This is a genomic window from Rhodopseudomonas julia, from assembly GCF_030813515.1.
GTDB lineage: Bacteria > Pseudomonadota > Alphaproteobacteria > Rhizobiales > Afifellaceae > Afifella > Afifella julia.
On record NZ_JAUSUK010000002.1, the window covers coordinates 1,440,574 to 1,462,749 of the forward strand.

The 22,176-nt window shown below is 61.0% G+C and carries 19 protein-coding genes and 3 tRNA genes; 2 read left to right on the forward strand and 20 right to left on the reverse strand.

Going from position 1 to position 22,176, the window contains the following annotated elements; all coding sequences use genetic code 11:
* Positions 1–2 precede the first annotated feature (2 nt).
* From nuoG to J2R99_RS16115, 20 genes are all read right to left on the reverse strand, one after another.
* Entirely contained in the window at positions 3–2,108 is a 2,106-nt protein-coding gene (nuoG, locus tag J2R99_RS16020; protein ID WP_307155386.1) for an NADH-quinone oxidoreductase subunit NuoG, read from the reverse strand.
* A gap of 25 nt (positions 2,109–2,133) precedes the next feature.
* Complete coding sequence (locus J2R99_RS16025; protein WP_307155387.1) at positions 2,134–2,427, reverse strand: hypothetical protein; 294 nt, start codon at positions 2,425–2,427, stop codon at positions 2,134–2,136.
* Positions 2,428–2,465: 38 nt separating this feature from the next.
* Positions 2,466–3,773 (reverse strand): NADH-quinone oxidoreductase subunit NuoF, encoded by a 1,308-nt coding sequence (nuoF, locus tag J2R99_RS16030; protein ID WP_307155388.1) that lies wholly within the window; start codon positions 3,771–3,773, stop codon positions 2,466–2,468.
* 72 nt (positions 3,774–3,845) lie between these two features.
* On the reverse strand, positions 3,846–4,847 hold the full coding sequence (gene nuoE / locus J2R99_RS16035) for an NADH-quinone oxidoreductase subunit NuoE (protein WP_307155389.1): 1,002 nt from the start codon (positions 4,845–4,847) through the stop codon (positions 3,846–3,848).
* Positions 4,847–6,040 (reverse strand): NADH-quinone oxidoreductase subunit D, encoded by a 1,194-nt coding sequence (locus J2R99_RS16040; protein WP_307155390.1) that lies wholly within the window; start codon positions 6,038–6,040, stop codon positions 4,847–4,849. Before J2R99_RS16040 ends, nuoE begins: the two co-directional genes overlap by 1 nt.
* 261 nt (positions 6,041–6,301) lie before the next feature.
* Positions 6,302–6,907, reverse strand: a complete 606-nt coding sequence (locus J2R99_RS16045; RefSeq protein WP_307155391.1) for an NADH-quinone oxidoreductase subunit C — start codon at positions 6,905–6,907, stop codon at positions 6,302–6,304.
* Between the two features lie 8 nt (positions 6,908–6,915).
* Entirely contained in the window at positions 6,916–7,491 is a 576-nt protein-coding gene (locus tag J2R99_RS16050; RefSeq protein ID WP_370872389.1) for a NuoB/complex I 20 kDa subunit family protein, read from the reverse strand.
* Positions 7,482–7,847, reverse strand: a complete 366-nt coding sequence (locus J2R99_RS16055; RefSeq protein ID WP_307155745.1) for an NADH-quinone oxidoreductase subunit A — start codon at positions 7,845–7,847, stop codon at positions 7,482–7,484. Before J2R99_RS16055 ends, J2R99_RS16050 begins: the two co-directional genes overlap by 10 nt.
* Positions 7,848–7,990: 143 nt before the next feature.
* Positions 7,991–8,659: a CPBP family glutamic-type intramembrane protease gene (locus J2R99_RS16060; protein WP_307155393.1), complete on the reverse strand. Its 669-nt coding sequence runs from the start codon at positions 8,657–8,659 to the stop codon at positions 7,991–7,993.
* Positions 8,660–8,924: 265 nt separating this feature from the next.
* Positions 8,925–10,361, reverse strand: a complete 1,437-nt coding sequence (locus J2R99_RS16065; protein WP_307155394.1) for a VWA domain-containing protein — start codon at positions 10,359–10,361, stop codon at positions 8,925–8,927.
* Positions 10,362–11,088: 727 nt separating this feature from the next.
* Positions 11,089–11,165: transfer RNA gene (locus tag J2R99_RS16070), tRNA-Asp, on the reverse strand.
* A 149-nt stretch (positions 11,166–11,314) separates the two neighbouring features.
* Positions 11,315–11,390: transfer RNA gene (locus tag J2R99_RS16075), tRNA-Val, on the reverse strand.
* 119 nt (positions 11,391–11,509) lie between these two features.
* Positions 11,510–11,785, reverse strand: a complete 276-nt coding sequence (locus J2R99_RS16080) for an HU family DNA-binding protein (protein WP_092812652.1) — start codon at positions 11,783–11,785, stop codon at positions 11,510–11,512.
* A gap of 168 nt (positions 11,786–11,953) precedes the next feature.
* A complete protein-coding gene (gene lon / locus J2R99_RS16085; protein ID WP_307155395.1) occupies positions 11,954–14,383 on the reverse strand; it encodes an endopeptidase La in 2,430 nt (809 codons plus the stop codon).
* Between the two features lie 195 nt (positions 14,384–14,578).
* On the reverse strand, positions 14,579–15,859 hold the full coding sequence (clpX, locus tag J2R99_RS16090; protein WP_092812658.1) for an ATP-dependent Clp protease ATP-binding subunit ClpX: 1,281 nt from the start codon (positions 15,857–15,859) through the stop codon (positions 14,579–14,581).
* Positions 15,860–16,007: 148 nt separating this feature from the next.
* Complete coding sequence (locus tag J2R99_RS16095; protein ID WP_092812661.1) at positions 16,008–16,640, reverse strand: ATP-dependent Clp protease proteolytic subunit; 633 nt, start codon at positions 16,638–16,640, stop codon at positions 16,008–16,010.
* A 193-nt stretch (positions 16,641–16,833) separates the two neighbouring features.
* Positions 16,834–18,213, reverse strand: coding sequence for a trigger factor (gene tig / locus J2R99_RS16100; RefSeq protein WP_307155396.1), 1,380 nt, complete (start codon positions 18,211–18,213; stop codon positions 16,834–16,836).
* 89 nt (positions 18,214–18,302) lie between these two features.
* A tRNA-Leu gene (locus J2R99_RS16105) sits at positions 18,303–18,387 on the reverse strand.
* A 237-nt stretch (positions 18,388–18,624) separates the two neighbouring features.
* Positions 18,625–20,142 carry an NAD(P)H-hydrate dehydratase gene (locus J2R99_RS16110; RefSeq protein WP_307155397.1) on the reverse strand — a complete coding sequence of 506 codons (1,518 nt, stop codon included), beginning with the start codon at positions 20,140–20,142 and terminating at the stop codon, positions 18,625–18,627.
* 12 nt (positions 20,143–20,154) lie between these two features.
* Positions 20,155–20,310 carry a hypothetical protein gene (locus J2R99_RS16115; RefSeq protein ID WP_307155398.1) on the reverse strand — a complete coding sequence of 52 codons (156 nt, stop codon included), beginning with the start codon at positions 20,308–20,310 and terminating at the stop codon, positions 20,155–20,157.
* Between the two features lie 22 nt (positions 20,311–20,332).
* Here J2R99_RS16115 and J2R99_RS16120 point away from each other — a divergent pair, with 22 nt between their 5' ends.
* Together J2R99_RS16120 and glnA are read left to right on the forward strand one after the other, a co-directional pair.
* Positions 20,333–20,671, forward strand: coding sequence for a P-II family nitrogen regulator (locus J2R99_RS16120; protein WP_092812670.1), 339 nt, complete (start codon positions 20,333–20,335; stop codon positions 20,669–20,671).
* Positions 20,672–20,740: 69 nt separating this feature from the next.
* A complete protein-coding gene (gene glnA / locus J2R99_RS16125) occupies positions 20,741–22,150 on the forward strand; it encodes a type I glutamate--ammonia ligase (RefSeq protein WP_307155399.1) in 1,410 nt (469 codons plus the stop codon).
* The last annotated feature ends 26 nt before the right edge of the window (positions 22,151–22,176 follow it).

Consider the following 22,176-nt stretch of genomic DNA (forward strand, 5'->3'; position numbering starts at 1 on the left):
GCCTACTCCGCGGCTTCAGCGCGCGGGCCGAGCCGCAGCGCAGAACATTCTGCCATCACTGCCGAAGCACGGGCGATCGGGTTTGTCAGGAAGAAGTCCGGAACGGTGCTCGCGAACGGCTCGCTGCCAGGCTTTTCGCTGGTGCGGCCGGAGAGAGTTTTGAGACCGTCCATGGCCACATCGCCGATCTCGTCGAGCGCCAGGTAACGTGGATCGCTTTCAGCGAGGCGATTGCGCAGCTCGGTGAGCGAATCAAACGGCAGCGTTTTGCCGAGCACAGCGGAGAGAGCCCGCAGGATCGACCAATCCTCTCGAGCCTGTCCCGGGGGGAAGATCGCACGGTTCGCCATCTGAGCCCGCCCTTCCGTGTTCACGTACGTGCCCGATTTCTCGGTGTAGGCCGCGCCCGGAAGGATGACGTCGGCTCCGTGGGCGCCACGATCACCATGGCTGCCGATGTAAACCTTGAAGGTCCCCGGGATCTTATCGAGCTTGTACTCATCGGCTCCCAAGAGGAAGAGCACGTCGAGCGGTGCCGTTCCCTCCATCCCGAGCATCTCAGCCGTCGCAAGACCGCCCTCGCCCGGCACGAAGCCGAGATCGAGGCCGCCGACCCGCGCGGCCGCTGTGTGCAAAACGTTGAAGCCGTTCCATTCCTCGCCAAGGGCCCCGATCGAATCGGCAAGCTTCACAGCTTGAGCGAGAACCGCGGCACCGTCGGAGCGGTTGAGAGCGCCCTGCCCCACGATGATCATCGGCCGCTCGGCCTTTTTCAGAACATCGAGGAAGTCGAGCTCGCCCGCGACGAGCGAATCAAGGGAGGAAGGACCTGCCCCGAGATGCGCGTAGGCATAGGTCAGATCCGCAGGCTCGCCGATCACGCCGATCTGCGTCTGTCCGGCCCGCCATACTTTGCGAATGCGCGAATTCAGAACCGCCGCCTCGACGCGCGGATTGGTGCCGATCAGCAAGATCGCATCGGCGTCTTCAATGCCGGCGATCGTGGAGCCGAAGACATAGCTCGCGCGCCCGTTTGCCGGATGCAGGGGCGAATAAGGCTCTCGGCAATCGATATTCGGTGAGCCGAGCGAGGACATCAGCGCCTTCAGCGCGAACATTTCTTCCACGTTGGCAAGATCACCGGCAATGGCACCGAGTTTTTCCGGAGCCGCCGCTTTGACCTTCTCGGCAATGGCGGTGAACGCTTCCTGCCAGCTCGCCGCCCGCAAGCGGCCGTTCTCTCGCAGATAGGGACGATCGAGGCGCTGCGTCCGGAGCCCATCGAAGACGAATCGGGTCTTGTCGGAGATCCATTCCTCGTTCACCAGCTCGTTGGTGCGCGGCAGGATGCGCATCACTTCGGTGTTGCGCGAATCGACGCGAATGGCAGAGCCGAGCGCGTCCATGACGTCGATCGATTCCGTTTTATTGAGTTCCCAAGGCCTGGCCTTGAACGCGTAGGGCCGCGAGGTCAGGGCCCCGACGGGACAAAGATCGATGACATTGCCCTGCAGCTCAGACGTCATCGCCCGCTCTAGGAAGGTCGTGATCTCCATGTCCTCGCCACGGCCGGTGGCGCCAAGCTCGGAGACGCCGGCAACCTCGGTGGTGAAGCGGACGCAACGCGTGCAATGGATGCAGCGCGTCATGATCGTTTTCACCAGCGGACCGATATATTTGTTCTCCACCGCCCGCTTGTTTTCCTCAAAGCGAGAGGTGTCGACACCGTAGGCCATCGCCTGGTCCTGCAGGTCACATTCTCCGCCCTGGTCGCAGATCGGGCAATCGAGCGGATGATTGATGAGCAGAAACTCCATCACCCCTTCGCGCGCCTTTTTCGTCAAAGGCGACTTCGTCAGCACCTGCGGCGGCTCACCGTTGGGCCCAGGGCGGCAATCGCGCACCGCGTAAGCGCAGGACGCGACGGGTTTCGGCGCCCCCTTCAGCTCCACGAGGCACATGCGGCAATTGCCTGCAATCGAGAGCCGTTCGTGGAAACAGAAGCGCGGGATCTCCGCACCTGCTGCTTCGCAGGCCTGCAGAAGCGTGTACGTTACGGGGACCTCGACTTCGGTGCCGTCGACTATGAGTGTTCGCGTATCTGCCATGATCCGTCCTGCGCCTGTCGCCGTTTCACCGACCGGCGGCCATCAAAGGCGCTGCATGCGGCAGCGCGCGGCTGCACCCCATGTAGCGCTTGCGGTCAATAAATCCGTTGCTCCAGGCGATCTCCGCCCCGTCCCGATCTGCCATCTGTTGGAAATGAACGATGCCGGGCTCGTTTAGAATGATTTCAAGCGAGACGCCAATACCGTCCGCCTCTTTTACCCCGTCGGTCCCGGGATTTCGCAGATCGGCAAGCGTGTCGTCGGTCGCCGAGGGCGCAACAGCAGGCAGGCAGCCGAATCGCTGATGGTCTTTCTGCATGCACGTGCCTCTCATTTTTGCGGTGACCTGAGACAAACCTATTCCGCTGCCTCCAGAACGACCCGGTTCTCCGTCTTCGGATTGGCCGCGTACTGGTCGATGCGCTTTTCGATCTCGGGGCGGAAATGCCGAATCAGACCCTGAACCGGCCATGCCGCCGCGTCGCCGAGCGCGCAGATGGTATGGCCTTCGACCTGGTAGGTCACTTCCAGCAGCATGTCGATCTCGCGCTTTTCCGCCTCGCCGCGCGCCATGCGTTCGAGCACACGCCACATCCAGCCTGTGCCCTCGCGGCACGGCGTGCACTGACCGCAGCTCTCGTGCTTGTAGAAATAAGCGATGCGCGCGATGGCCCGGACAATGTCGGTCGACTTGTCCATGACGATAACGGCAGCCGTGCCGAGGCCCGATTTCAGTGCGCGCAGCGAATCGAAGTCCATCGGGCAGTCGATGATCTGGTCCGCCGGCACGCATGGCACCGACGAGCCGCCAGGGATGACGGCCAGAAGATTGTCCCAGCCGCCACGAATGCCACCGCAATGGCGCTCGATCAGCTCGCGGAACGGCACCGACATCGCCTCTTCCACCGTGCACGGCTGATTGACGTGGCCAGACACGCAGAAGAGCTTTGTACCGGTGTTGTTTTCCTTACCGATGCCAGCGAACCACGCACCCCCACGCCGCAAAATCGTCGGCGCAACGGCGATCGACTCGACATTGTTGACGGTGGTCGGGCAGCCATAAAGGCCGACATTTGCCGGAAATGGCGGCTTCAGGCGCGGTTGACCCTTCTTGCCTTCAAGGCTTTCCAGGAGCGCCGTCTCCTCGCCGCAGATATAGGCGCCAGCGCCATGGGCGACGTAGATGTCGAAATCCCAGCCGCAGGAATTGTTCTTGCCGATGAGGCCCGCGTCGTAGGCCTCGTCGATGGCGCGCTGCAGAGCCTCGCGCTCGCGGATATATTCACCACGCACGTAAACGTAGCAGGTGTGGGCGGCCATCGCGAAAGAGGCGATCAGACACCCCTCGATCAGCGTATGGGGATCGTGACGCATAATCTCACGATCCTTGCAGGTGCCCGGCTCCGATTCGTCGGCATTGACCACGAGATAGTGCGGCCGCCCGTCCGATTCCTTCGGCATGAAGGACCATTTGAGACCGGTCGGGAAGCCGGCGCCGCCGCGGCCGCGCAGACCCGACTTTTTCATCTCGTCGATGATCCAGTCACGACCTTTGGTGATCAGGTCTTTCGTGCCGTCCCATTGGCCGCGCTTCTGGGCCGCCTTCAGACCGGGGTCATAAAGGCCGTAGAGATTCGTGAAGATGCGGTCTTTATCGGCGAGCATCGGATTTCCTCTTCATCCCGACACAGCAGCAAGGAAGCCCGAAGGCGATCGGGCAAGGCGCGTTCGGTCGCATCACTTGTTGTCCGTCCCGCCCGAGGTGTCGCGGGAAGCCTTTTCCGGCTCCCGGCCCGCACCTCTTTCGGCCTGCTCATGGATGGTCGCTTTGTGGGGTTCCGCGCCGAGATTCTCGGAGCCCGTATCCGTAGGCTCGGAACGCGCGGCCTCTTCGTCGGGCCGGCCAGAGCCCGTCGGCCGACCGGCAAGCTCTTGCTTGCCGCTGGGCGTTGCCGCGGCTTCGTTGCGGCCAACTGCCTGCTGCGGCTCTTCGGGCGCGCCGCCGGCGAGATCCTCGTTGGCGGGTGTCGGCTTCCCGGCGCCGACAGATGCGCCGTTTCTGCCCTCAACCCTCTCGTGCGCCTCGCCCTCGGCCGGGACGCCACGCGGCGGCTCGCGCAAAACCTGCTCGGAACCGCCGTCGATTTCCGTGAGGCTCGTCAGACCGGATTGCGGTGCGGAATGCTGGCGGTCGATCTGGGTGCCTGGATGCGGCGTACGGCCGGCAGCGAAATCGTCTAGAATCGCCTCAAAGCTCTCCGGGGTCAGATCCTCGTAGGTATCGGAGAAGATCTGCACCATCGGCGCATTCACGCAAGCGCCGAGGCATTCCACCTCTTCCCACGAGAACGCACCATCAGCGGACACTTCATGCGGGTGCTCAGCGATCCGCCGCTGGCACACCTTCTTCAGCTCGTCCGATCCGCGCAACATGCACGGCGTCGTTCCGCATACCTGCACATGGGCTTTGGTGCCGACGGGAGCGAGATGGAACATCGTGTAGAAGGTCGCGACCTCCAACACGCGGATTTCCGGCATGGAGAGCATATGGGCGATCGTCTCGATCGCCGGCTTCGTCACCCAACCCTCCTGCTCCTGGGCGCGCCAGAGGAGCGAAATAACGGCCGAGGCCTGCCGGCCTTCGGGATATTTGGTGATCTCCCGCTCCGCCCAAGCCGTATTCTCGGGCGTGAAAGCGAAGGAATCGGGCTGCTGTTCAGCGAGACGACGAACGGCCATCAGCGATCCACCTCTCCAAAAACGACATCAATGGAGCCGAGCACGGACGACATATCGGCAAGCATATGGCCTCGCGAAATCGAATCGAGCCCGGCCAGATGCACGAAGCCCGGCGCTCGAATTTTGCAGCGGTAGGGTTTGTTGGAGCCATCGGAGACGAGGTAGACCCCGAACTCGCCCTTGGGCGCCTCGACCGGGGCGTAAACCTCACCCGCGGGCACATGGTAGCCCTCGGTATAGAGCTTGAAGTGGTGGATGAGCGCTTCCATCGAGCGCTTCATCTGTCCGCGCTTCGGCGGCACCACCTTACCGTCCTGGGCCGACACCGGGCCGGCGCCTTCGGGCGAATTCAGCTTCTCGCAACATTGCTTCATGATGCGAACGGCCTGACGCATCTCGTCCATGTGGATGATGTAACGATCGTAGACATCGCCATTCTTGCCAACAGGAATATCGAAATCGTATTCCTCGTAGCCGTCGTAGGGCTGAGACTTCCGCAGATCCCAAGGAGCGCCAGCGCTTCTCAACACGACGCCCGAGAAGCCGCGCCGCCATGCCTCGTCGAGCGTCACGACGCCGATATCGACGCAGCGCTGCTTGAAAATCCGGTTGTCGGTGAGAAGCCCTTCAAGGTCGTCGCAGACCTTCAAAAGCGGATCGCAATAATTGTAGATATCGGCGATGAGCTGCGGCGGCAGATCCTGGTGCACGCCCCCCGGACGGAAATAAGCCGCATGCATGCGGGCACCCGAGGCACGCTCATAAAAGCCCATCAGCACTTCCCGCGCCTCAAAGCCCCAAAGCGGCGGCGTCAGCGCACCGACGTCGAGAGCATGCGTCACGACATGCAAGAGATGCGAGAGAATCCGTCCGATCTCCGCATAGAGCACACGAATGATCTGGCCGCGCTTCGGCACCTCCAGCTCCAGAAGGCGCTCTGTGGCCAGCGCAAAAGCGTGCTCCTGGTTCATCGGCGCGACGTAATCGAGCCGGTCGAAATAAGGCACCGCCTGCAGATAGGTTTTATATTCGATCAGCTTCTCGGTGCCGCGATGGAGCAAGCCGATATGCGGATCGACGCGCTTGACGACCTCGCCATCCAATTCCAGCACAAGACGCAAAACACCATGCGCAGCAGGATGTTGCGGTCCAAAGTTGATATTGAAATTTCGGAGATCAGCTTCAGAGGGCATGAGGATACGTCGGTCCTGAAGAGAGATAATGAATGGCGCGGCGCCACAATTGCGAGGGCTTAACGGGGCCGCAGGCGTTCAAACGCATGCTGTCATCGGTGCGATTCGAGACGGAGCGACCGCCAAGCGCGCGCGCTTCGTTTCCGAGCCGCCCCACCGCCTCTGATACGAAGGCGGACGCGGGTCGGATGCGCTTGTAGCAGCGGGCAAACCTCGTACCGCCGGCAGCGACACGCTTTGCTGCTGCGCGAGACACCTCGCTCAACTCGCCTTCTCGTCCCCGGGCAGAACGTAGTCCGGCCCTTCCCACGGGGATAGAAAATCGAAACTCCGGAATTCCTGCTGCAGCTTTACCGGCTCGTAGACGACGCGCGCCTGCTCGTTGTCGTAGCGAACCTCGACGAAACCCGTCAGAGGGAAATCCTTGCGCAACGGATGACCCCGGAAACCGTAATCCGTCAGGATACGACGAAGGTCCGGATGGCCCGAGAAGAGAATGCCGTAAAGGTCGTAAGCCTCACGCTCAAACCAATCCGCTCCCGGGAATACCTCGGTGACAGACGGGACTGCGGTATTCTCGTCCGCCTGCACTTTTACGCGGATGCGTGCGTTCTGGCGCGGGCTCAAGAGATGATAGACGACATCGAAGCGGCGGCGGCGCGCAGGATAATCGACGCCGCACACATCGATGAAGCAGACGAATTGCAGCCGTGCATCATCGCGTAGGAAGCGCAGCGTCTGAACGATGTCGACCGGGTCGACGGTGATCGTCAATTCGCCATAGGCGATGACGGAATCTTCCACGCGGTCGCCGAGATGTCCGGCAATGTGAGAGGCGATATCCGCCAGGCTTTCCGTGTCGGCCATCGTCTCTCTCACCGCTCAATCGTGCCGGTGCGGCGGATCTTCTTCTGCAGAAGCAACACGCCATAAAGAAGCGCTTCCGCCGTCGGCGGACAACCGGGCACGTAGATGTCGACCGGAACGACGCGGTCGCAGCCCCGCACCACGGAATAGGAATAATGGTAGTAGCCGCCGCCATTGGCGCATGAGCCCATGGAAATGACGTAGCGCGGCTCAGGCATCTGATCGTAGACCTTCCTGAGCGCCGGGGCCATTTTGTTGGTCAGCGTTCCTGCCACGATCATCACGTCCGACTGGCGCGGAGACGCGCGCGGCGCAAAGCCGAAACGCTCCACGTCATAGCGTGGGCCGGAGGTCTGCATCATCTCGATGGCGCAACAGGCGAGCCCGAAGGTCATCCACATCAACGAGCCCGTGCGCGACCAGTTGATCAGCTCATCGGTCGAGGTGACGAGCCAACCTTTGTCGGCGAGCTCATTGTTGATCTCGCTGAAGAAGGGATCCCCCTGCCGCGTCAGCGTCGACGAGCCTTCGCGCCCAAGAGGATGCGGGTCATCGATGCGCGGGCGAGCGTCGGTCAATCCCATTCCAGAGCTCCCTTTTTCCATTCGTAGACGAAGCCAATCGTAAGCACGGCGAGAAACACCATCATCGACCAGAAGCCGAACCAGCCGACGGTGTGGAACGCCACGGCCCATGGGAACAGAAAGGCCACTTCGAGATCGAAGATGATGAACAAAATGGCGACCAGATAGAACCGCACATCGAATTTCATACGGGCATCATCGAAGGCGTTGAAGCCGCATTCGTAAGCCGACAGTTTCTCCGGATCCGGCGCCCTGTAGGCGACGATAAATGGAGAAACCAGCAACGCCAGGCCGATAACCAGCGCAAGCGCGATGAAGATGACGATGGGCAGATAGCTGAGAAGAAGCTCGTTCATCATAACGACCGGGCCATCCCCGGTAGACGGTATGTATTGGCGCAAGTCAGAGCGTCAATGGTTCATCCGGGTGCGGCGGAGGGGATTTTCCAATCGCACCGCTGTGTGAGTTAGACCGGAGCCCCGTCCTGCGCAACCCTGTCTCATCCACCAGCGCTCAGATAAAAGTACCGGCCGAGGCCGATGGTGAAGACGAGGTCACCATAGAGGGCATGTTCCAACCAAACCGGCCAGAAAGAGCGGGCTTGCGCATAGCGCCAGGCGAGAACGGCCCCCAAAAGCAAAGTCCCGCCCACCGAAATCGCGCTGCCGAAAATAATGTGGGCGAACGCAAAGAGGGCCGCGTTCGCCGCGATGGCGAGCTTCTCGTGATGCCCGAAGAGGCCGCGATAGCGATGGAAGAACCACACCCGGTAGATGAGCTCCTGCGGCAGCGCCGATAGGAGCGGATAAAGAACGACGATCAGGAGCCAGAGCTGCGGACGGAAGCGCGGCAGTCCAAAAAGCTCAGTCGGCAGAAGCCAGGCGGTGGCAGCCGTCAAAGAGGCCGCTGCGACGAGGAACAGAATCAGTATCTGGGGAAGGATGCCACGTCTCCAATGCCGCCGGAACGTCTCCTTCCAACGGAACGAGTGGTCAGCCGCGAGCATCAGAAGAATGGGCGGTAGCGTCGCTGTCAGCAACACCAAGAGGGGCATGTGCCAGTTGATCACCATCCAATGGATGGCAAGAGGCGCACCGAGATAGATGAGCGCCGCCTCCCCCGCCAGGCGGAACCGCAATTGCGGTGGAAATGTTTGCCTCGGCTCCACCCCTCGTCCGACCTCTTCCAGACATCCCTCTCGCACCCCGGAATTTATGGCGCGACCTGCCGGCGCCCATAGTCATCGTTGACGGGACGTGGGCTGCTTCCAGCAAGGTACGCGCGTCGCAAGATTCGGTCCTTGAGAGAGAAAGAGAGGCAGAAACGGGGGATGACGGGGAGAAACCAGGAACGCCGTCAGGCCCCCTTCCCCGCCCGCATAAGATCTGCGGGCGGGAAAGGCTGTTTCAGCGCAGGCGGCCAGTCCGGCGAAGTCAGAAATAAACGTCCGAGCTGCTGAACTCTCCAGCACTGATGCCGTCGATCGTGATGCTGCCGCCTTCGGCGAAATTGATGACGACATTGCCGGAGGCGTCGGTCGAAAGAGCAGCATCGAGTTCAGCCGAACTGCCGATCGAGGTCTCAGAGAGATCGATGTGATCACGCCCGTCCTCGAACCCATAGACAGTGTCATCGCCATTGTTGGATCCGGCGGCGTAGACGTCATACGAGTACGAATCGGATCCCAGATAGATCACGTCATTGCCCGAGCCACCGTAGATGACGTCGTCGTCCTCACCGCCGAAGATCGTATCATCGCCCGCAGCGCCGTAGATCGTATCCGCACCGGCCCCGCCCGCAACCTCGTCATTGCCCGAACCTGCGCCGAGGATGTCGTCGTCCGCGCCGCCGACCAGAACATCGTGACCTGCTCCGATATAGGCCACATCTGAGCCACTCCCGCTGTAGATCACATCGCGAGACGCGTCGGAGCCTCCATAGATTGTGTCGTCGCCATCGCCGCCGTACAGGGAATCCGCGCCTGTTCCGCCGCCCAGGATGTCGTCGCCGTTGCCACCGCCGATGACATCATTGCCGGCGGCCCCATAGGCCTGGTCGGACCCGTCGCCGCTCCAAATCTTGTCGGCTTCTCCGCCTCCGAACATCACATCATTGCCGGAGCCGCCGAACTCCACGTCGTCGCCTGGTCCGCCGAAAATCTGATCGCTTCCGCCAGCCCCGGAGATCGTGTCGGCTCCGCCTCCGCCGATCAGAGTATCAAAGCCGATACCGCCGTTCAGCGCATCATCCCCAGAAGTGCCGGTGATAGGTTCGGTCCCGGTCAGGATCACCGAGAGAAGCGAATCAACGACGTCCTCGGTGGTTTCCGCTTCAATCACACCGCCTCCGGTCGCGGATGCCAGGTCCTGGAAGGCCTCTTTGGTGCCACTGTCGATTCCAGAGCCGGAAACGCCGATGATGACGCCGTAGATCTGCACATCCTGACCGTTGGCGAGTGACACCACTTCATCATGAAGATCAGTGTCTTTGGGAGGCGCGTCGCCGAACAGAATGATGCGTCGCGCTTCAGCTTCCGGGCGCCAGGCGCCAATATCGCCGTCGAGCGCATGGAGAAGACCTGCGTTGACGAGTTCCGGAAGGTCGCCCCCGCCGGATGCATAGAGGCTCTCAATCGCCTCGCGCGCCGCTGTCTCCCTTGCAGAAATGCTCGTATCGTTGGTGAAATTCAGAACAACCTCAGTATCCGGGTCGTTGTAAGCAACCAACGCAACGCGCGCATCAGTTGTGCCAGAGCCAAAAATCGCGTCGATAACAGACGTGACGCTTTCTTTTACAGTGTCGATCTCGTCCCACATGCTTCCAGTGGTATCGATCACGAAGGTAATGTCCTGCTGAATGCTAATCGCCATGCTTGTTTCCCTCAGACGCAATATATAGTTCTTATTTTTAATAATTTTTTATCAGCCCTGTCTAGGCACATTCTAATTTTCGGAGCCTTCCCGCAAGCTGCGATAAGATCGGGCTTCGTATGACGCCATTCCGAGGCGGCGGGGCCTCCAAGACCGCCGCGATCCCGTCATTCGCCACGCATGTCCCGGGGCGGCGCCGCCTGCAATTCACCTCCGGCCGGACCGCATCACGATCGCGCCGGAACAGCAGCCCAGCGCGAGGAAGGTCCGATCACGACCATACCGCTCAATTGGAGACGCGAGCTGAGGAGCCCACAGAGCGTCACAGACGCGTTCGCGGGGCAGTGCCATAGATTTCCCGGGCGAGATTGAGATCGGCGCCCTGCGCGCTCCTGGCGGCCTGGACGGCTACGTGAAGGCGCAAAGCTGGTCAGCAGGACGCAGGACCAGACGAAACAGCCACAACAATCCCGTCGCGCGATTCGCAATACGGTTTTTGCGATTCGATTCGCGGCGCCAGCCGCCGAACCGAATCGGCGACCAGCCGTGAGCCCTGGCCGCCGGGCAGCCGCGAATCGACGTCATCAGGGATGGCGCCTGGACATCAATCCGAACGCTATGGGCTGATCAATCGAGAAGATGAGGGTTTGGAGAATTCCGCCTTCGGGGGAGAGAGATGTTCTCTCTCCGGCGGACCTCTCAGACGTTGGTTGGGTCTGAGAAAAAATGGCGGGAGTGACGGGGCTCGAACCCGCGACCTCCGGCGTGACAGGCCGGCACTCTAACCAACTGAGCTACACCCCCGCGGGTGGCTTCGGGCCAGTGGTTCGGCCCTCAGCGAGACGGCGAGATAGGTGACTGCGCCGTCTGTGTCAAGCGAACACCGAACGATTGGTGAAGCTTTCTGAAGCCGGCGCCAGCAAGCCGTTGGTTGCAAGCTGGCTCCGGAATTGTGGTGGGCGGTGACAGGCTCGAACTGCCGACCCTCTCGGTGTAAACGAGATGCTCTACCAACTGAGCTAACCGCCCGCCGCCCCCCTGTATAAAGGGCGGTCGCTCATGACAAGTCTGTTGGAAGAGAATGGATTCCGTGAAGACGGAATCGAAAAGGCCGAAGAAGTCGGCCTTTCAACAAAACAGCGCCGCCGTCAGCTATTAACGGCATCCTTCAAGCCTTTGCCCGGCTTGAATTTGGCCTGCTTGGAAGCCTTGATTTCAATCTTTTCGCCGGTCTGCGGATTGCGGCCCGTGCTGGCTGCGCGTTCCGAAATGGCAAAGTTGCCGAAACCAAGCACGCGCACCTCTTCCCCCTTTTTGAGGGCATCCGTGATGCAGCCGAAAACGGCTTCCACAGCGTCCGTGGCCTGAGCCTTGGACAGATCCGTCTTCTCTGCCACCGCAGCGGCCAATTCACCCTTGTTCATTCTCATTCTCCCTTTGTCGAGATGGCGATTCTCTGCGTCACATTAACGCCTGGGGCAAGCGCCAGAGCCCGGAAAATCTGCAAAATCTTCAAGAAAACTGGGCATTTCCGCAACTTTGAACGACAAAACGGCCCGGAAGGTTCCGGGCCGCCTGAAGTTGAAGCGCACTCAGTGCGCAATCATCGTTGCTGCATTGTCGTCGTCGGCGACGTCAGAGCGTGTTGGCTCGTTCTCCACCTCGCTCCACACGATCGGCTCCGGCTCACGCACCAAAGCGTGTCGCAGAACATCGTCCATGCGAGCGACGGGGATGATCTCGAGCCCACTCTTCACGTTGTCCGGAATCTCCGCCAAGTCCTTGGCATTGTCCTCCGGGATGAGCACGGTCTTGATTCCGCCGCGGAGCGCCGCCAGCAGCTTTTCCTTAAGCCCGCCGATCGGCAGAACGCGACCACGCAGAGTGATCTCGCCGGTCATGGCGACGTCACGACGGACCGGAATGCCGGTCATCACCGAGACGATCGCTGTCACCATCGCGATGCCAGCAGACGGCCCGTCCTTCGGCGTCGCGCCTTCGGGCACGTGCACATGAATGTCACGCCGATCGAACAAAGGCGGCTCGATGCCGAAATCGACGGCCCGCGAGCGCACATAGGATGCCGCAGCAGAGATCGATTCCTTCATCACGTCGCGAAGGTTGCCGGTGACGGTCATCTTGCCCTTACCGGGCATCATGACACCCTCGATCGTGAGGAGATCACCGCCGACTTCGGTCCAGGCAAGACCGGTCACGACACCGGTCATGTCCTCCCGCTCGGCTTCACCGAATCGGTACCGCGCCACGCCGAGATAATCGGAGAGATTGTCCGAGGTGATCGCGACCTTCTTTTCTTCGCTCGTCAGCAGCTTCTTCACCGCCTTGCGCGCAAGTGTGGCGAGCTCACGCTCGAGATTTCTGACGCCAGCTTCCCGCGTGTAGCGACGAATCACCGTACGCAGAGCTTCGTCGTCGATTGAGAACTCGCCCTTGCGCAGGCCGTGATCCTTCTCCGACTTCGGCAAGAGATGGCGCCGGGCAATCTCGACCTTCTCATCCTCGGTGTAACCGGCGATGCGAATGATCTCCATCCGGTCCATCAAGGCCGGCGGGATGTTGAGCGTATTCGCTGTCGTCACGAACATCACGTCCGAAAGGTCGTACTCAACCTCCAGATAGTGATCCATGAAGGTCGAGTTCTGCTCGGGATCGAGAACCTCAAGAAGCGCCGACGAAGGATCGCCGCGGAAATCCATCCCCATCTTGTCGATTTCATCGAGCAAGAAGAGAGGGTTGGACTTCTTCGCCTTACGCATCGACTGAATCACCTTGCCAGGCATCGAGCCGATGTAGGTGCGCCTGTGGCCGCGGATTTCCGCTTCGTCACGCACGCCACCAAGAGACATGCGTACGAAATTGCGGCCGGTCGCCTTCGCGATCGACTTGCCGAGCGAGGTCTTGCCGACGCCGGGAGGGCCGACGAGGCACAAAATCGGCCCCTTCAGCTTGTTGGCGCGGCTCTGCACGGCGAGGTACTCGACGATCCGCTCCTTGACCTTCTCAAGACCGTAATGATCGGTCTCGAGCACGGATTCGGCATGACCGAGATCGTTCTTCACCCTGGTGCGCTTGCCCCACGGGATGCTGAGCAGCCAATCCAGATAATTGCGCACGACGGTCGCCTCAGCGGACATCGGGCTCATCTGGCGCAGCTTCTTCATCTCCGCCTCGGCCTTTTCCCGGGCCTCCTTGGAGAGCTTTGTCTTGCCGATGCGGTCTTCCAGCTCGCGTAGCTCGTCGCGTCCGTCTTCCGAATCGCCGAGCTCCTTCTGGATCGCCTTCATCTGCTCGTTGAGGTAGTACTCGCGCTGCGTCTTCTCCATCTGGCGCTTGACGCGCGAGCGGATGCGCTTCTCCACCTGCAGGACGGAGATCTCACTCTCCATCAGGCCAAGCACCTTCTCCAGGCGGTCGGTCGCAGAGGTGAGAGCCAGGATTTCCTGCTTCTCGGGAATGCGAATAGCCAGATGCGACGCCACCGTATCGGCGAGCTTGGCATAATCCTCAATGTTGGCGACGGCGGTCAGAACTTCCGGGCTCACCTTCTTGTTGAGCTTTACGTAGTTCTCGAACTCCGCGACCACGGAACGCGACAGTGCCTCGACCTCCACCTCGTCGCCCAGCGTCTCCGGAATCTCTTCGGCCTCAGCCTCAAAGATATCTTTGCGATCGCTGAAACGCTTGATGGAGGCGCGGCTGCGCCCCTCGACCAGTACCTTTACGGTGCCGTCGGGCAATTTCAGAAGCTGCAGAACCGAGGCGAGCGTGCCCACCTCGTAAATACGTTCGGGAGACGGATCCTCGTCGCTGGCGTCTTTCTGGGTGGCCAGCAGGATCATCTTATCTGCCCGCATCACCTCTTCCAGGGCATTGATCGACTTCTCCCGCCCGACGAAGAGCGGCACGATCATGTGCGGGAAGACAACGATGTCGCGAAGAGGAAGGACGGGATAAACCCCGTTCCCTTCAGCAGATCCGAGGAAACCAGTGGGTTCGGTCATGAGGATTCCTTCGCGTTCGCCGGTCGATCCGACGAAATCTCAGTGTAAAGAGTACTCGCTCACGGGATCACTTTTGGCGCAGACAAGATGACAAGCCACACACCTGGCACGACCATTCGAAGCGAGCTTGTTGCGTTACCCGGTTAGGTGGATAGGAGAGGCCCGGTTGTCAACCTGAGGCCCCTCACCGCTTACCTAGGCCGAGCGACCGGCGTTCTGCGTCTCGGAATGACGTTCCGAGTAAATGTAGAGCGGACGTGCGCTGCCGTTGACCACGTCGCCGGAGATCACAACCTCCTCGACCCCATCGAGGCCTGGGAGGTCGAACATCGTCTCCAGAAGAATCGCTTCCATGATGGAACGCAGGCCCCGAGCGCCCGTCTTGCGCTCGATCGCCTTACGGGCAATCGCCGCAAGCGCGTCCTCGTGGAACGTCAGCTCGACATTCTCCATCTCAAAGAGACGCTGGTACTGCTTCACCAGCGCATTCTTCGGCTCGGTCAGAATCGACACCAGAGCCGGCTCGTCGAGATCTTCAAGCGTCGCCACGACGGGCATACGCCCGACGAATTCCGGAATGAGACCGAACTTCAGCAGGTCCTCCGGCTCCACCTGGCTCAGAAGCTCGCCGATCTTACGATCGTCCGGCGAAGCGACGGTTGCGGAAAAGCCGATCGAAGTCTTGCGGCCGCGGTCGGAAATGATGCGATCAAGGCCGGCGAAGGCGCCGCCGCACACGAACAAAATGTTCGTCGTGTCGACCTGGAGGAATTCCTGCTGCGGGTGCTTACGTCCGCCCTGCGGCGGCACAGATGCAACCGTTCCTTCCATGATCTTCAGCAAGGCCTGCTGGACGCCTTCGCCCGACACGTCACGGGTGATCGAAGGATTGTCCGACTTGCGGGAGATCTTGTCGACCTCGTCGATATAGACGATGCCGCGCTGAGCGCGTTCCACGTTGTAGTCGGCGGCCTGAAGGAGCTTCAGGATGATGTTTTCGACATCCTCGCCGACATAGCCGGCTTCGGTCAGCGTCGTCGCATCCGCCATGGTGAAAGGCACATCAAGGATACGGGCCAACGTCTGCGCCAGCAGCGTCTTGCCGCAACCCGTCGGGCCGATCAGAAGAATATTGGACTTCGCCAGCTCCACATCATTGTTTCGTGCCGCATGGTTGAGGCGCTTGTAATGGTTGTGGACAGCGACAGAGAGCACCTTCTTGGCACCCGTCTGACCAATCACGTAGTCGTTGAGGACGTTGTAAATCTCTTGCGGCGAAGGCACACCGTCGCCGGACTTCACCAGCGAGGATTTGTTCTCCTCCCGGATGATGTCCATGCACAGCTCGACACACTCGTCGCAGATAAACACGGTCGGACCCGCGATGAGCTTCCGCACCTCGTGCTGGCTCTTGCCGCAGAAGGAGCAGTAGAGCGTGTTCTTACTGTCCCCGCTGTTACCGCTGATTTTGCTCATCGGTCACCTCTCCGGTGGACCAGCGCGCCATCGCGGCGCCTGGCACGAGGCGCTGCCGCTGAGCGGCACGCCCCTTTCATCGAACATCTTTGGCCGTACGGTTTCAAGATAAACTTAACAGCTTCTAGCCTGCGTGACGCTTGCAACGTCAACCTTGCCCCTCGGTCTCCGTCATCGCTCGGCTCGTGATCACGCGATCGATCAATCCGAACTCCTGCGCCTGCTCAGCCGTCATGAAATAGTCACGATCGAGCGTCCGCTCAACCGTCTCATAGTTCTGACCTGTGTGCTTGACGTAGATTTCGTTCAGCCGGCGCTTCATTTTGATAATATCCTCGGCGTGGCGTTCGATATCCGAGGCCTGTCCCTGAAAGCCGCCCGAGGGCTGGTGCACCATGATGCGGGCATTGGGAACGGCAAAACGCATATCCTTTTCACCGGCGCACAGAAGCAGAGAGCCCATCGAGGCGGCCTGCCCGATGCACAAGGTCGACACAGCCGGCTTGATGAACTGCATCGTGTCGTACATCGCAAAGCCGGAGGTAACGACGCCACCCGGCGAATTGATGTAGAGGCTGATCTCCTTTTTAGGGTTCTCCGCCTCCAGGAAAAGGAGCTGGGCACAGACGAGGGTCGCCATGTGATCCTCGATCATGCCCGTCACGAAAATGATGCGCTCCTTCAGAAGGCGCGAAAAGATATCGTAGGCGCGCTCACCCCGGTTGGTCTGCTCCACGACCATGGGGACGAGGTTCATGTAGGTTTCAACGGGATCTTTCATGGAAGGCCTTTGCTCTGCCCGCGACAGCGCGGGCACGGGGATACGATTCGTCCTAATTTAGGGGTTCTTAGCAATCTGCCAAAGCCCCGTAAAACATGACGCCCCTCTTGGCGGAAAAAAGGCCGCGCAATGCGCGGCCTGCGTGGTGCGGTGACGCAGGGTCGTCTGCGCCACACGCCGTTTCAGTCACCAATCAGTGATCGTGCTCGTGGTGATGGTGATGCTCGTGGTCGTCCTCGTCGTCATCGGCGAGCAGCTCTTCGCGTGACACCGTCTTGTCGGTGACATCGGCGAGCTCGAGCATGTAGTCGACCACCTTCTCCTCAAAAATCGGAGCACGAAGCGCCTGCACCGCTTCCGGATTGTTGCGGTAGTGCTCGATGACCTGCTGCTCCTGGCCGGGGAAGCGGCGAACCTGCTCGTAAAGAGCGCGCTGCAGCTCTTCCTCGCCCACCTCGACCTTCGCCTCTTCGCCGATTTTCGACAGAACGAGACCAAGACGCACACGGCGCTCGGCAATGGTGCGGTACTCCGCCCGTGCCGCCTCTTCCGTCGTGCCTTCATCCTCGAAGGAACGGCCGTGATGCTCGACATCATGCATCACCTGCCGCCAGATATTCTCGAATTCCTGCTCGACCAGCTTTTCCGGAAGCGGGAAGTCGTGCTTCTCATCGAGTGCGTCAAGGAGCTGACGCTTCACACGCTGGCGAGTGGCGGAGCCGTATTCGCTTTCGAGCTGGGCGCGCACGGCTTCCTTCAGCTTGTCGAGCGATTCGACCCCGAGCTTCTGGGCGAACTCGTCGTCGAGCTTCAGCTCCTGCGGTGCGGCCACTTCCTTGACCGTGACATCGAACGTCGCCGGCTTTCCAGCGAGCTTCTCAGAGGGATAATCCTCCGGGAAGGTGACCTCGATCGTCTTCTCCTCGCCTTCCTTCACGCCCTTCAGCTTCTCTTCGAAGCCCGGGATGAACTGGCCGGAGCCGATGACGATCTGGGTGTTGTCGTCGCTGCCGCCGTCGAAAACTTCCCCGTCGATCTTGCCGACGAAGCCGATGGTGATGCGGTCGCCGTCCTTGGCCTTTCGCTTCACCGCCTCGTAGGTGCGACTTCCCTCGCCGATCGCGTTCAGCCGCTCGTCGACCTCTTCATCTGGCACTTCGGCGATCGGACGTTCGATCTTGATGCCCTTGATCTCGGCGATCTCGAATTCGGGCAGAACTTCGTAGTTCACCGTAAAGGTCAGATCGGCGTTCGCCGCCAAGATCTCGTTGGCCTCCGCCTCATCGTCGGTCATGGCGATTTCGGGCTGCATGGCAGCCTTCTCGCCACGTTCATTGATGGCCGTGCGTGTCGTTTCGGCAACGATGTTCTCGACGATTTCCGCCATCGCCGCCTTGCCATAGAGCCGGCGCAGATGATCGGTCGGGACTTTGCCAGGGCGGAAGCCCTTGAGGCGGACCTGTCCCCGCAGCTGATCCAGGCGCGCAGCCAGCCGATCGTTCAATTCGCCGGCCGGAACGGTAACCTTCAATTCGCGCTTGAGGCCGTCGGAGAGGGTCTCGTTGATATCCATTGTCGCTTCCTGATGCTCAGGCGAAACTCGCCGCTTTATTGCCTGAAGTTGAGATGTAAGCGGGTCGCGCCGTCAAGCGTCCGGTGACGTGGTGCGGGCGGAGGGACTCGAACCCCCAAGCTGTTAGGCACTTGGACCTAAACCAAGCGTGTCTACCAGTTCCACCACGCCCGCCACCTTCAAGAGCTGGCGCGCCCTGCCAAGGTTGGGGCTCTATATCATGTCTTTGTCCGCGCACAAGGTGGCGCACGACCGCCAAAAGAAAAGCCCTCCGAAGAGGGCTGAGGTGCAATCATTGTGCAGTGAGTCTTGAAGCTTGCCGAGGCAACCGACGACACATCACGTCACCTGCCAACGCGTGCTGTCTTAGCGTAAACCCCAGTTTAACGAAATATGCGTGTCCGCCTGTGGTTAATCAGCGCAGCGCTCAGCCGCGAGCTGCGACCACACCGCTGGCAGCATCTCCGGCAAATCTTCTGAAATCAGGCCCGGACCAAAGCGGCGCGCCGCATCGGCATGCATCCACACGGCAGCGCAGGCGGCATCGAAGGCCGGCATCCGCTGAGCGGCCAGCCCTGCGATCATGCCGGCCAGAACATCGCCCGTCCCGGCTGTCGCAAGCCAGGGAGCGTCCCGTGCTGAAATCGCTGCCCGGCCGTCAGGGGCGGCCACGACCGTATCCGCGCCCTTGAGGAGCACGACCGCTCCGGCTCGCTCGGCGGCTTTGCGTGTTTTCTCGACCTTGTCCGCATGCTCGGCAAGGTCGGGGAAAAGCCGCGAAAACTCTCCCTCATGCGGGGTCATGAAGACTGGTGCGGAGCGCGCTTCGATCGCGTCGAACAGCCTCGCCGGCTGATCCTTGAAGCTTGTTACGGCATCGGCATCTAGGACGACGGCCGCCTCGCTCTGCAGGCACGCTGCGACACGCTCGCATGTCGCCTGCCCCACGCCGGCTCCCGGCCCGATGACCACGGCGTTGAGGCGCGCGTCAGAGAGAAGCCCGGCCAATCCCTGGGCACCATCGACCTTCTTGATCATGACCGCAGTCAGATGTGCGGCGAGTGCGGGTATGGCGTCTTCCTCCGCCGCCATACTGACGAGGCCCGCGCCGGCCCGCAACGCCGCCCGGGCCGCCAGGCGCGCCGCTCCGGTGGCATGCGCGGGGCCGGACACGACCACAGTATGGCCGCGCGCGTATTTATGTCCCTCCACATCCGGAACCGGCAGAACATCGTGCCACAGCCCCGGATGATTGCGCCAGAGCTTGAGCGAGAGATCCGGCAAAACCGCGTCCGGGATACCGATATCGGCCACATGGATTTCTCCGCAATGGAGACGCCCCGGCAGCAGGATGTGCCCCGGCTTCTCGCGGAAGAAGGTCACGGTTTTTGCAGCCTTGAAGGCCGCGCCGCGGACGCATCCCGTTCGACCATCGATGCCGCTCGGGAGATCGACCGCCAGAACGGGCCGTTGGCACGCATTGACGGCCTCGACGAGAGCGGCGACCTCCCCTTCGATCGGCCGCCCGAGACCGGCGCCGAAAAGCGCATCGACGATGAGGTCGGCCGAAAGATCGATGCCGGCGGAAAGCTTCTCGAGCCCGCCTTGCCAACGCGATGCGGCGATCGCTGCATCGCCGGAGAGTTTTTCACGAGAGCCGAGGAGGGCAAGCCGGACACGATAGCCGCGCTCGGCGAGAAGGCGGGCGGCGACCAAGCCGTCGCCTCCATTGTTGCCAGGGCCCGCAAGGACGAGGACATGGCCGCCGTGCGGACAGATCTCCTGTGCGCGCATTGCTACGGCCGTACCCGCGTTCTCCATTAGCAGAGAACCGGAGATTCCGGCCTCCATCGCCGCGCGGTCGGCACGCCCCATCTGCTCCGGGGTGAGAAGGAGGAGAGCTTCGCGGGCAGAGAAATGATCACACATTGTGCAGTTGCCTCATTCTTGGGCCATACCGATGGGGAAAAAGCGGTCATCCGTCGCCGCAAAATTAGCCTTGGCAGCGGCAGGCGCCTCGTCTTCCATGCCGGCGCCGCCGAGAGCGGGCTGGCACGCTTCCTGCTGAGGGGCGGTCGGAGCGACGACGACGCTCACGGGCTCTGGAGTTTCCCTTGATATGAAGAAGATCGAAGCGATCATAAAACCGTTCAAACTCGATGAAGTGAAGGAGGCGTTGCAGGAAGTCGGACTGCAGGGCATCACAGTGACCGAGGCCAAGGGCTTCGGGCGTCAGAAGGGCCATACCGAGCTCTATCGCGGTGCAGAATATGTCGTCGATTTCCTGCCCAAGGTGAAGGTTGAAGTGGTGCTGCCGGACGAGCTTGTCGAGCGGGCAGTCGATGCCATCCGAAACGCCGCGCAGACCGGTCGCATCGGCGACGGAAAGATCTTCATCTCCAGCGTCGAAGAAGCCATTCGCATCCGCACGGGCGAAACCGGCGCAGAAGCAATCTAGAGAACGGTCGCGGCCCGCACCTATTCAGAAGCCGCACCCTTCCCCCATTCCACTTAGAAGGTGACACTCATGAGCAATGCTTCCGATGTCTTGAAGACGATCAAAGACAACGATGTAAAATATGTCGACCTGCGCTTCACCGACCCGCGCGGTAAGATGCAGCACGTGACCATGGACGTATCTATCGTCGACGAAGATATGTTCGCCGACGGCATCATGTTCGACGGTTCTTCGATCGCCGGCTGGAAGGCCATCAACGAGTCCGATATGACGCTGATGCCGGACCCGGACACTGCGGTCATCGACCCGTTCTTCGCGCAGCCGACGCTCGCAATCTTCTGCGATATCCTGGAGCCGTCCACGGGCGAGCCCTACAACCGCGATCCGCGCACCACGGCAAAGAAGGCCCTCGCCTATCTGCAGTCGACCGGCGTCGGCGACACCGCCTTTTTCGGACCGGAAGCGGAATTCTTCATCTTCGACGACGTGCGCTTCTCCTGCACGCCTTACAACACCGGCTTCCTGCTTGATTCCATCGAGCTGCCCACCAATCAGTGGACGGAATACGAAGGCGGCAATATGGGCCACCGCGTGCGCACCAAGGGCGGTTATTTCCCGGTGCCGCCGATCGATTCGGCCCAGGATCTGCGCTCCGACATGCTGATGTACATGGCGGAGATGGGCGTCGACGTCGAAAAGCACCATCACGAGGTCGGCTCCGCCCAGCATGAGCTCGGCATGAAATTCGACACGCTCGTGCGCGTCGCCGACAAACTGCAGATCTACAAATACTGCATCCATCAGACGGCCGCCGCTTACGGCAAGACGGCGACCTTCATGCCGAAGCCGGTCTTTGGCGACAACGGCACGGGCATGCACTGCCACCAGTCGATCTGGAAGGACGGCAACCCGGTTTTTGCTGGCAACCAGTACGCCGACCTCTCCGAGGAATGCCTGTTCTACATCGGCGGCATCCTGAAGCACGCCAAGGCGCTCAACGCCTTCACCAACCCGACCACTAACTCCTACAAGCGCCTGGTCCCGGGCTACGAGGCTCCGGTGCTGCTCGCCTATTCGGCGCGCAATCGTTCCGCCTCCTGCCGTATCCCCTACACCAACTCGCCGAAGGCAAAGCGCATGGAGATCCGTTTCCCGGATCCGGCGGCGAATCCGTATCTCGCCTTCTCCGCCATGCTGATGGCCGGCCTCGACGGTATCAAGAACCGGATCCATCCGGGCGACCCGATGGACAAGGACCTCTACGATCTGCCGCCGGAGGAGCTGAAGGACATCCCGACCGTGTGCGGTTCGCTGCGTGAAGCGATCTCTTCGCTGGAAGCCGATCACGAGTTCCTGACGGCCGGTGGCGTCTTCGACGAAGATCAGATCGAGGCCTATCTCGACCTCCTGCGCGAGCAGAACATCCGCTACGAGCAGACCCCGCATCCGATCGAATTTGAGATGTACTACTCGGTCTGACCCCGTCAGGGCTCAAGACCCGTCAT

What these genes read in the sequence shown, in the direction of transcription:
- nuoG (WP_307155386.1), bottom strand. Translation starts at nt 2,108, where the DNA reads ATGGCAGATACGCGAACACTCATAGTCGACGGCACCGAAGTCGAGGTC.
- J2R99_RS16025 (WP_307155387.1), bottom strand. Translation starts at nt 2,427, where the DNA reads ATGCAGAAAGACCATCAGCGATTCGGCTGCCTGCCTGCTGTTGCGCCC.
- nuoF (WP_307155388.1), bottom strand. Translation starts at nt 3,773, where the DNA reads ATGCTCGCCGATAAAGACCGCATCTTCACGAATCTCTACGGCCTTTAT.
- nuoE (WP_307155389.1), bottom strand. Translation starts at nt 4,847, where the DNA reads ATGGCCGTTCGTCGTCTCGCTGAACAGCAGCCCGATTCCTTCGCTTTC.
- J2R99_RS16040 (WP_307155390.1), bottom strand. Translation starts at nt 6,040, where the DNA reads ATGCCCTCTGAAGCTGATCTCCGAAATTTCAATATCAACTTTGGACCG.
- J2R99_RS16045 (WP_307155391.1), bottom strand. Translation starts at nt 6,907, where the DNA reads ATGGCCGACACGGAAAGCCTGGCGGATATCGCCTCTCACATTGCCGGA.
- J2R99_RS16050 (WP_370872389.1), bottom strand. Translation starts at nt 7,491, where the DNA reads ATGGGATTGACCGACGCTCGCCCGCGCATCGATGACCCGCATCCTCTT.
- J2R99_RS16055 (WP_307155745.1), bottom strand. Translation starts at nt 7,847, where the DNA reads ATGAACGAGCTTCTTCTCAGCTATCTGCCCATCGTCATCTTCATCGCG.
- J2R99_RS16065 (WP_307155394.1), bottom strand. Translation starts at nt 10,361, where the DNA reads ATGGCGATTAGCATTCAGCAGGACATTACCTTCGTGATCGATACCACT.
- J2R99_RS16080 (WP_092812652.1), bottom strand. Translation starts at nt 11,785, where the DNA reads ATGAACAAGGGTGAATTGGCCGCTGCGGTGGCAGAGAAGACGGATCTG.
- lon (WP_307155395.1), bottom strand. Translation starts at nt 14,383, where the DNA reads ATGACCGAACCCACTGGTTTCCTCGGATCTGCTGAAGGGAACGGGGTT.
- clpX (WP_092812658.1), bottom strand. Translation starts at nt 15,859, where the DNA reads ATGAGCAAAATCAGCGGTAACAGCGGGGACAGTAAGAACACGCTCTAC.
- J2R99_RS16095 (WP_092812661.1), bottom strand. Translation starts at nt 16,640, where the DNA reads ATGAAAGATCCCGTTGAAACCTACATGAACCTCGTCCCCATGGTCGTG.
- tig (WP_307155396.1), bottom strand. Translation starts at nt 18,213, where the DNA reads ATGGATATCAACGAGACCCTCTCCGACGGCCTCAAGCGCGAATTGAAG.
- J2R99_RS16110 (WP_307155397.1), bottom strand. Translation starts at nt 20,142, where the DNA reads ATGTGTGATCATTTCTCTGCCCGCGAAGCTCTCCTCCTTCTCACCCCG.
- J2R99_RS16120 (WP_092812670.1), top strand. Translation starts at nt 20,333, where the DNA reads ATGAAGAAGATCGAAGCGATCATAAAACCGTTCAAACTCGATGAAGTG.
- glnA (WP_307155399.1), top strand. Translation starts at nt 20,741, where the DNA reads ATGAGCAATGCTTCCGATGTCTTGAAGACGATCAAAGACAACGATGTA.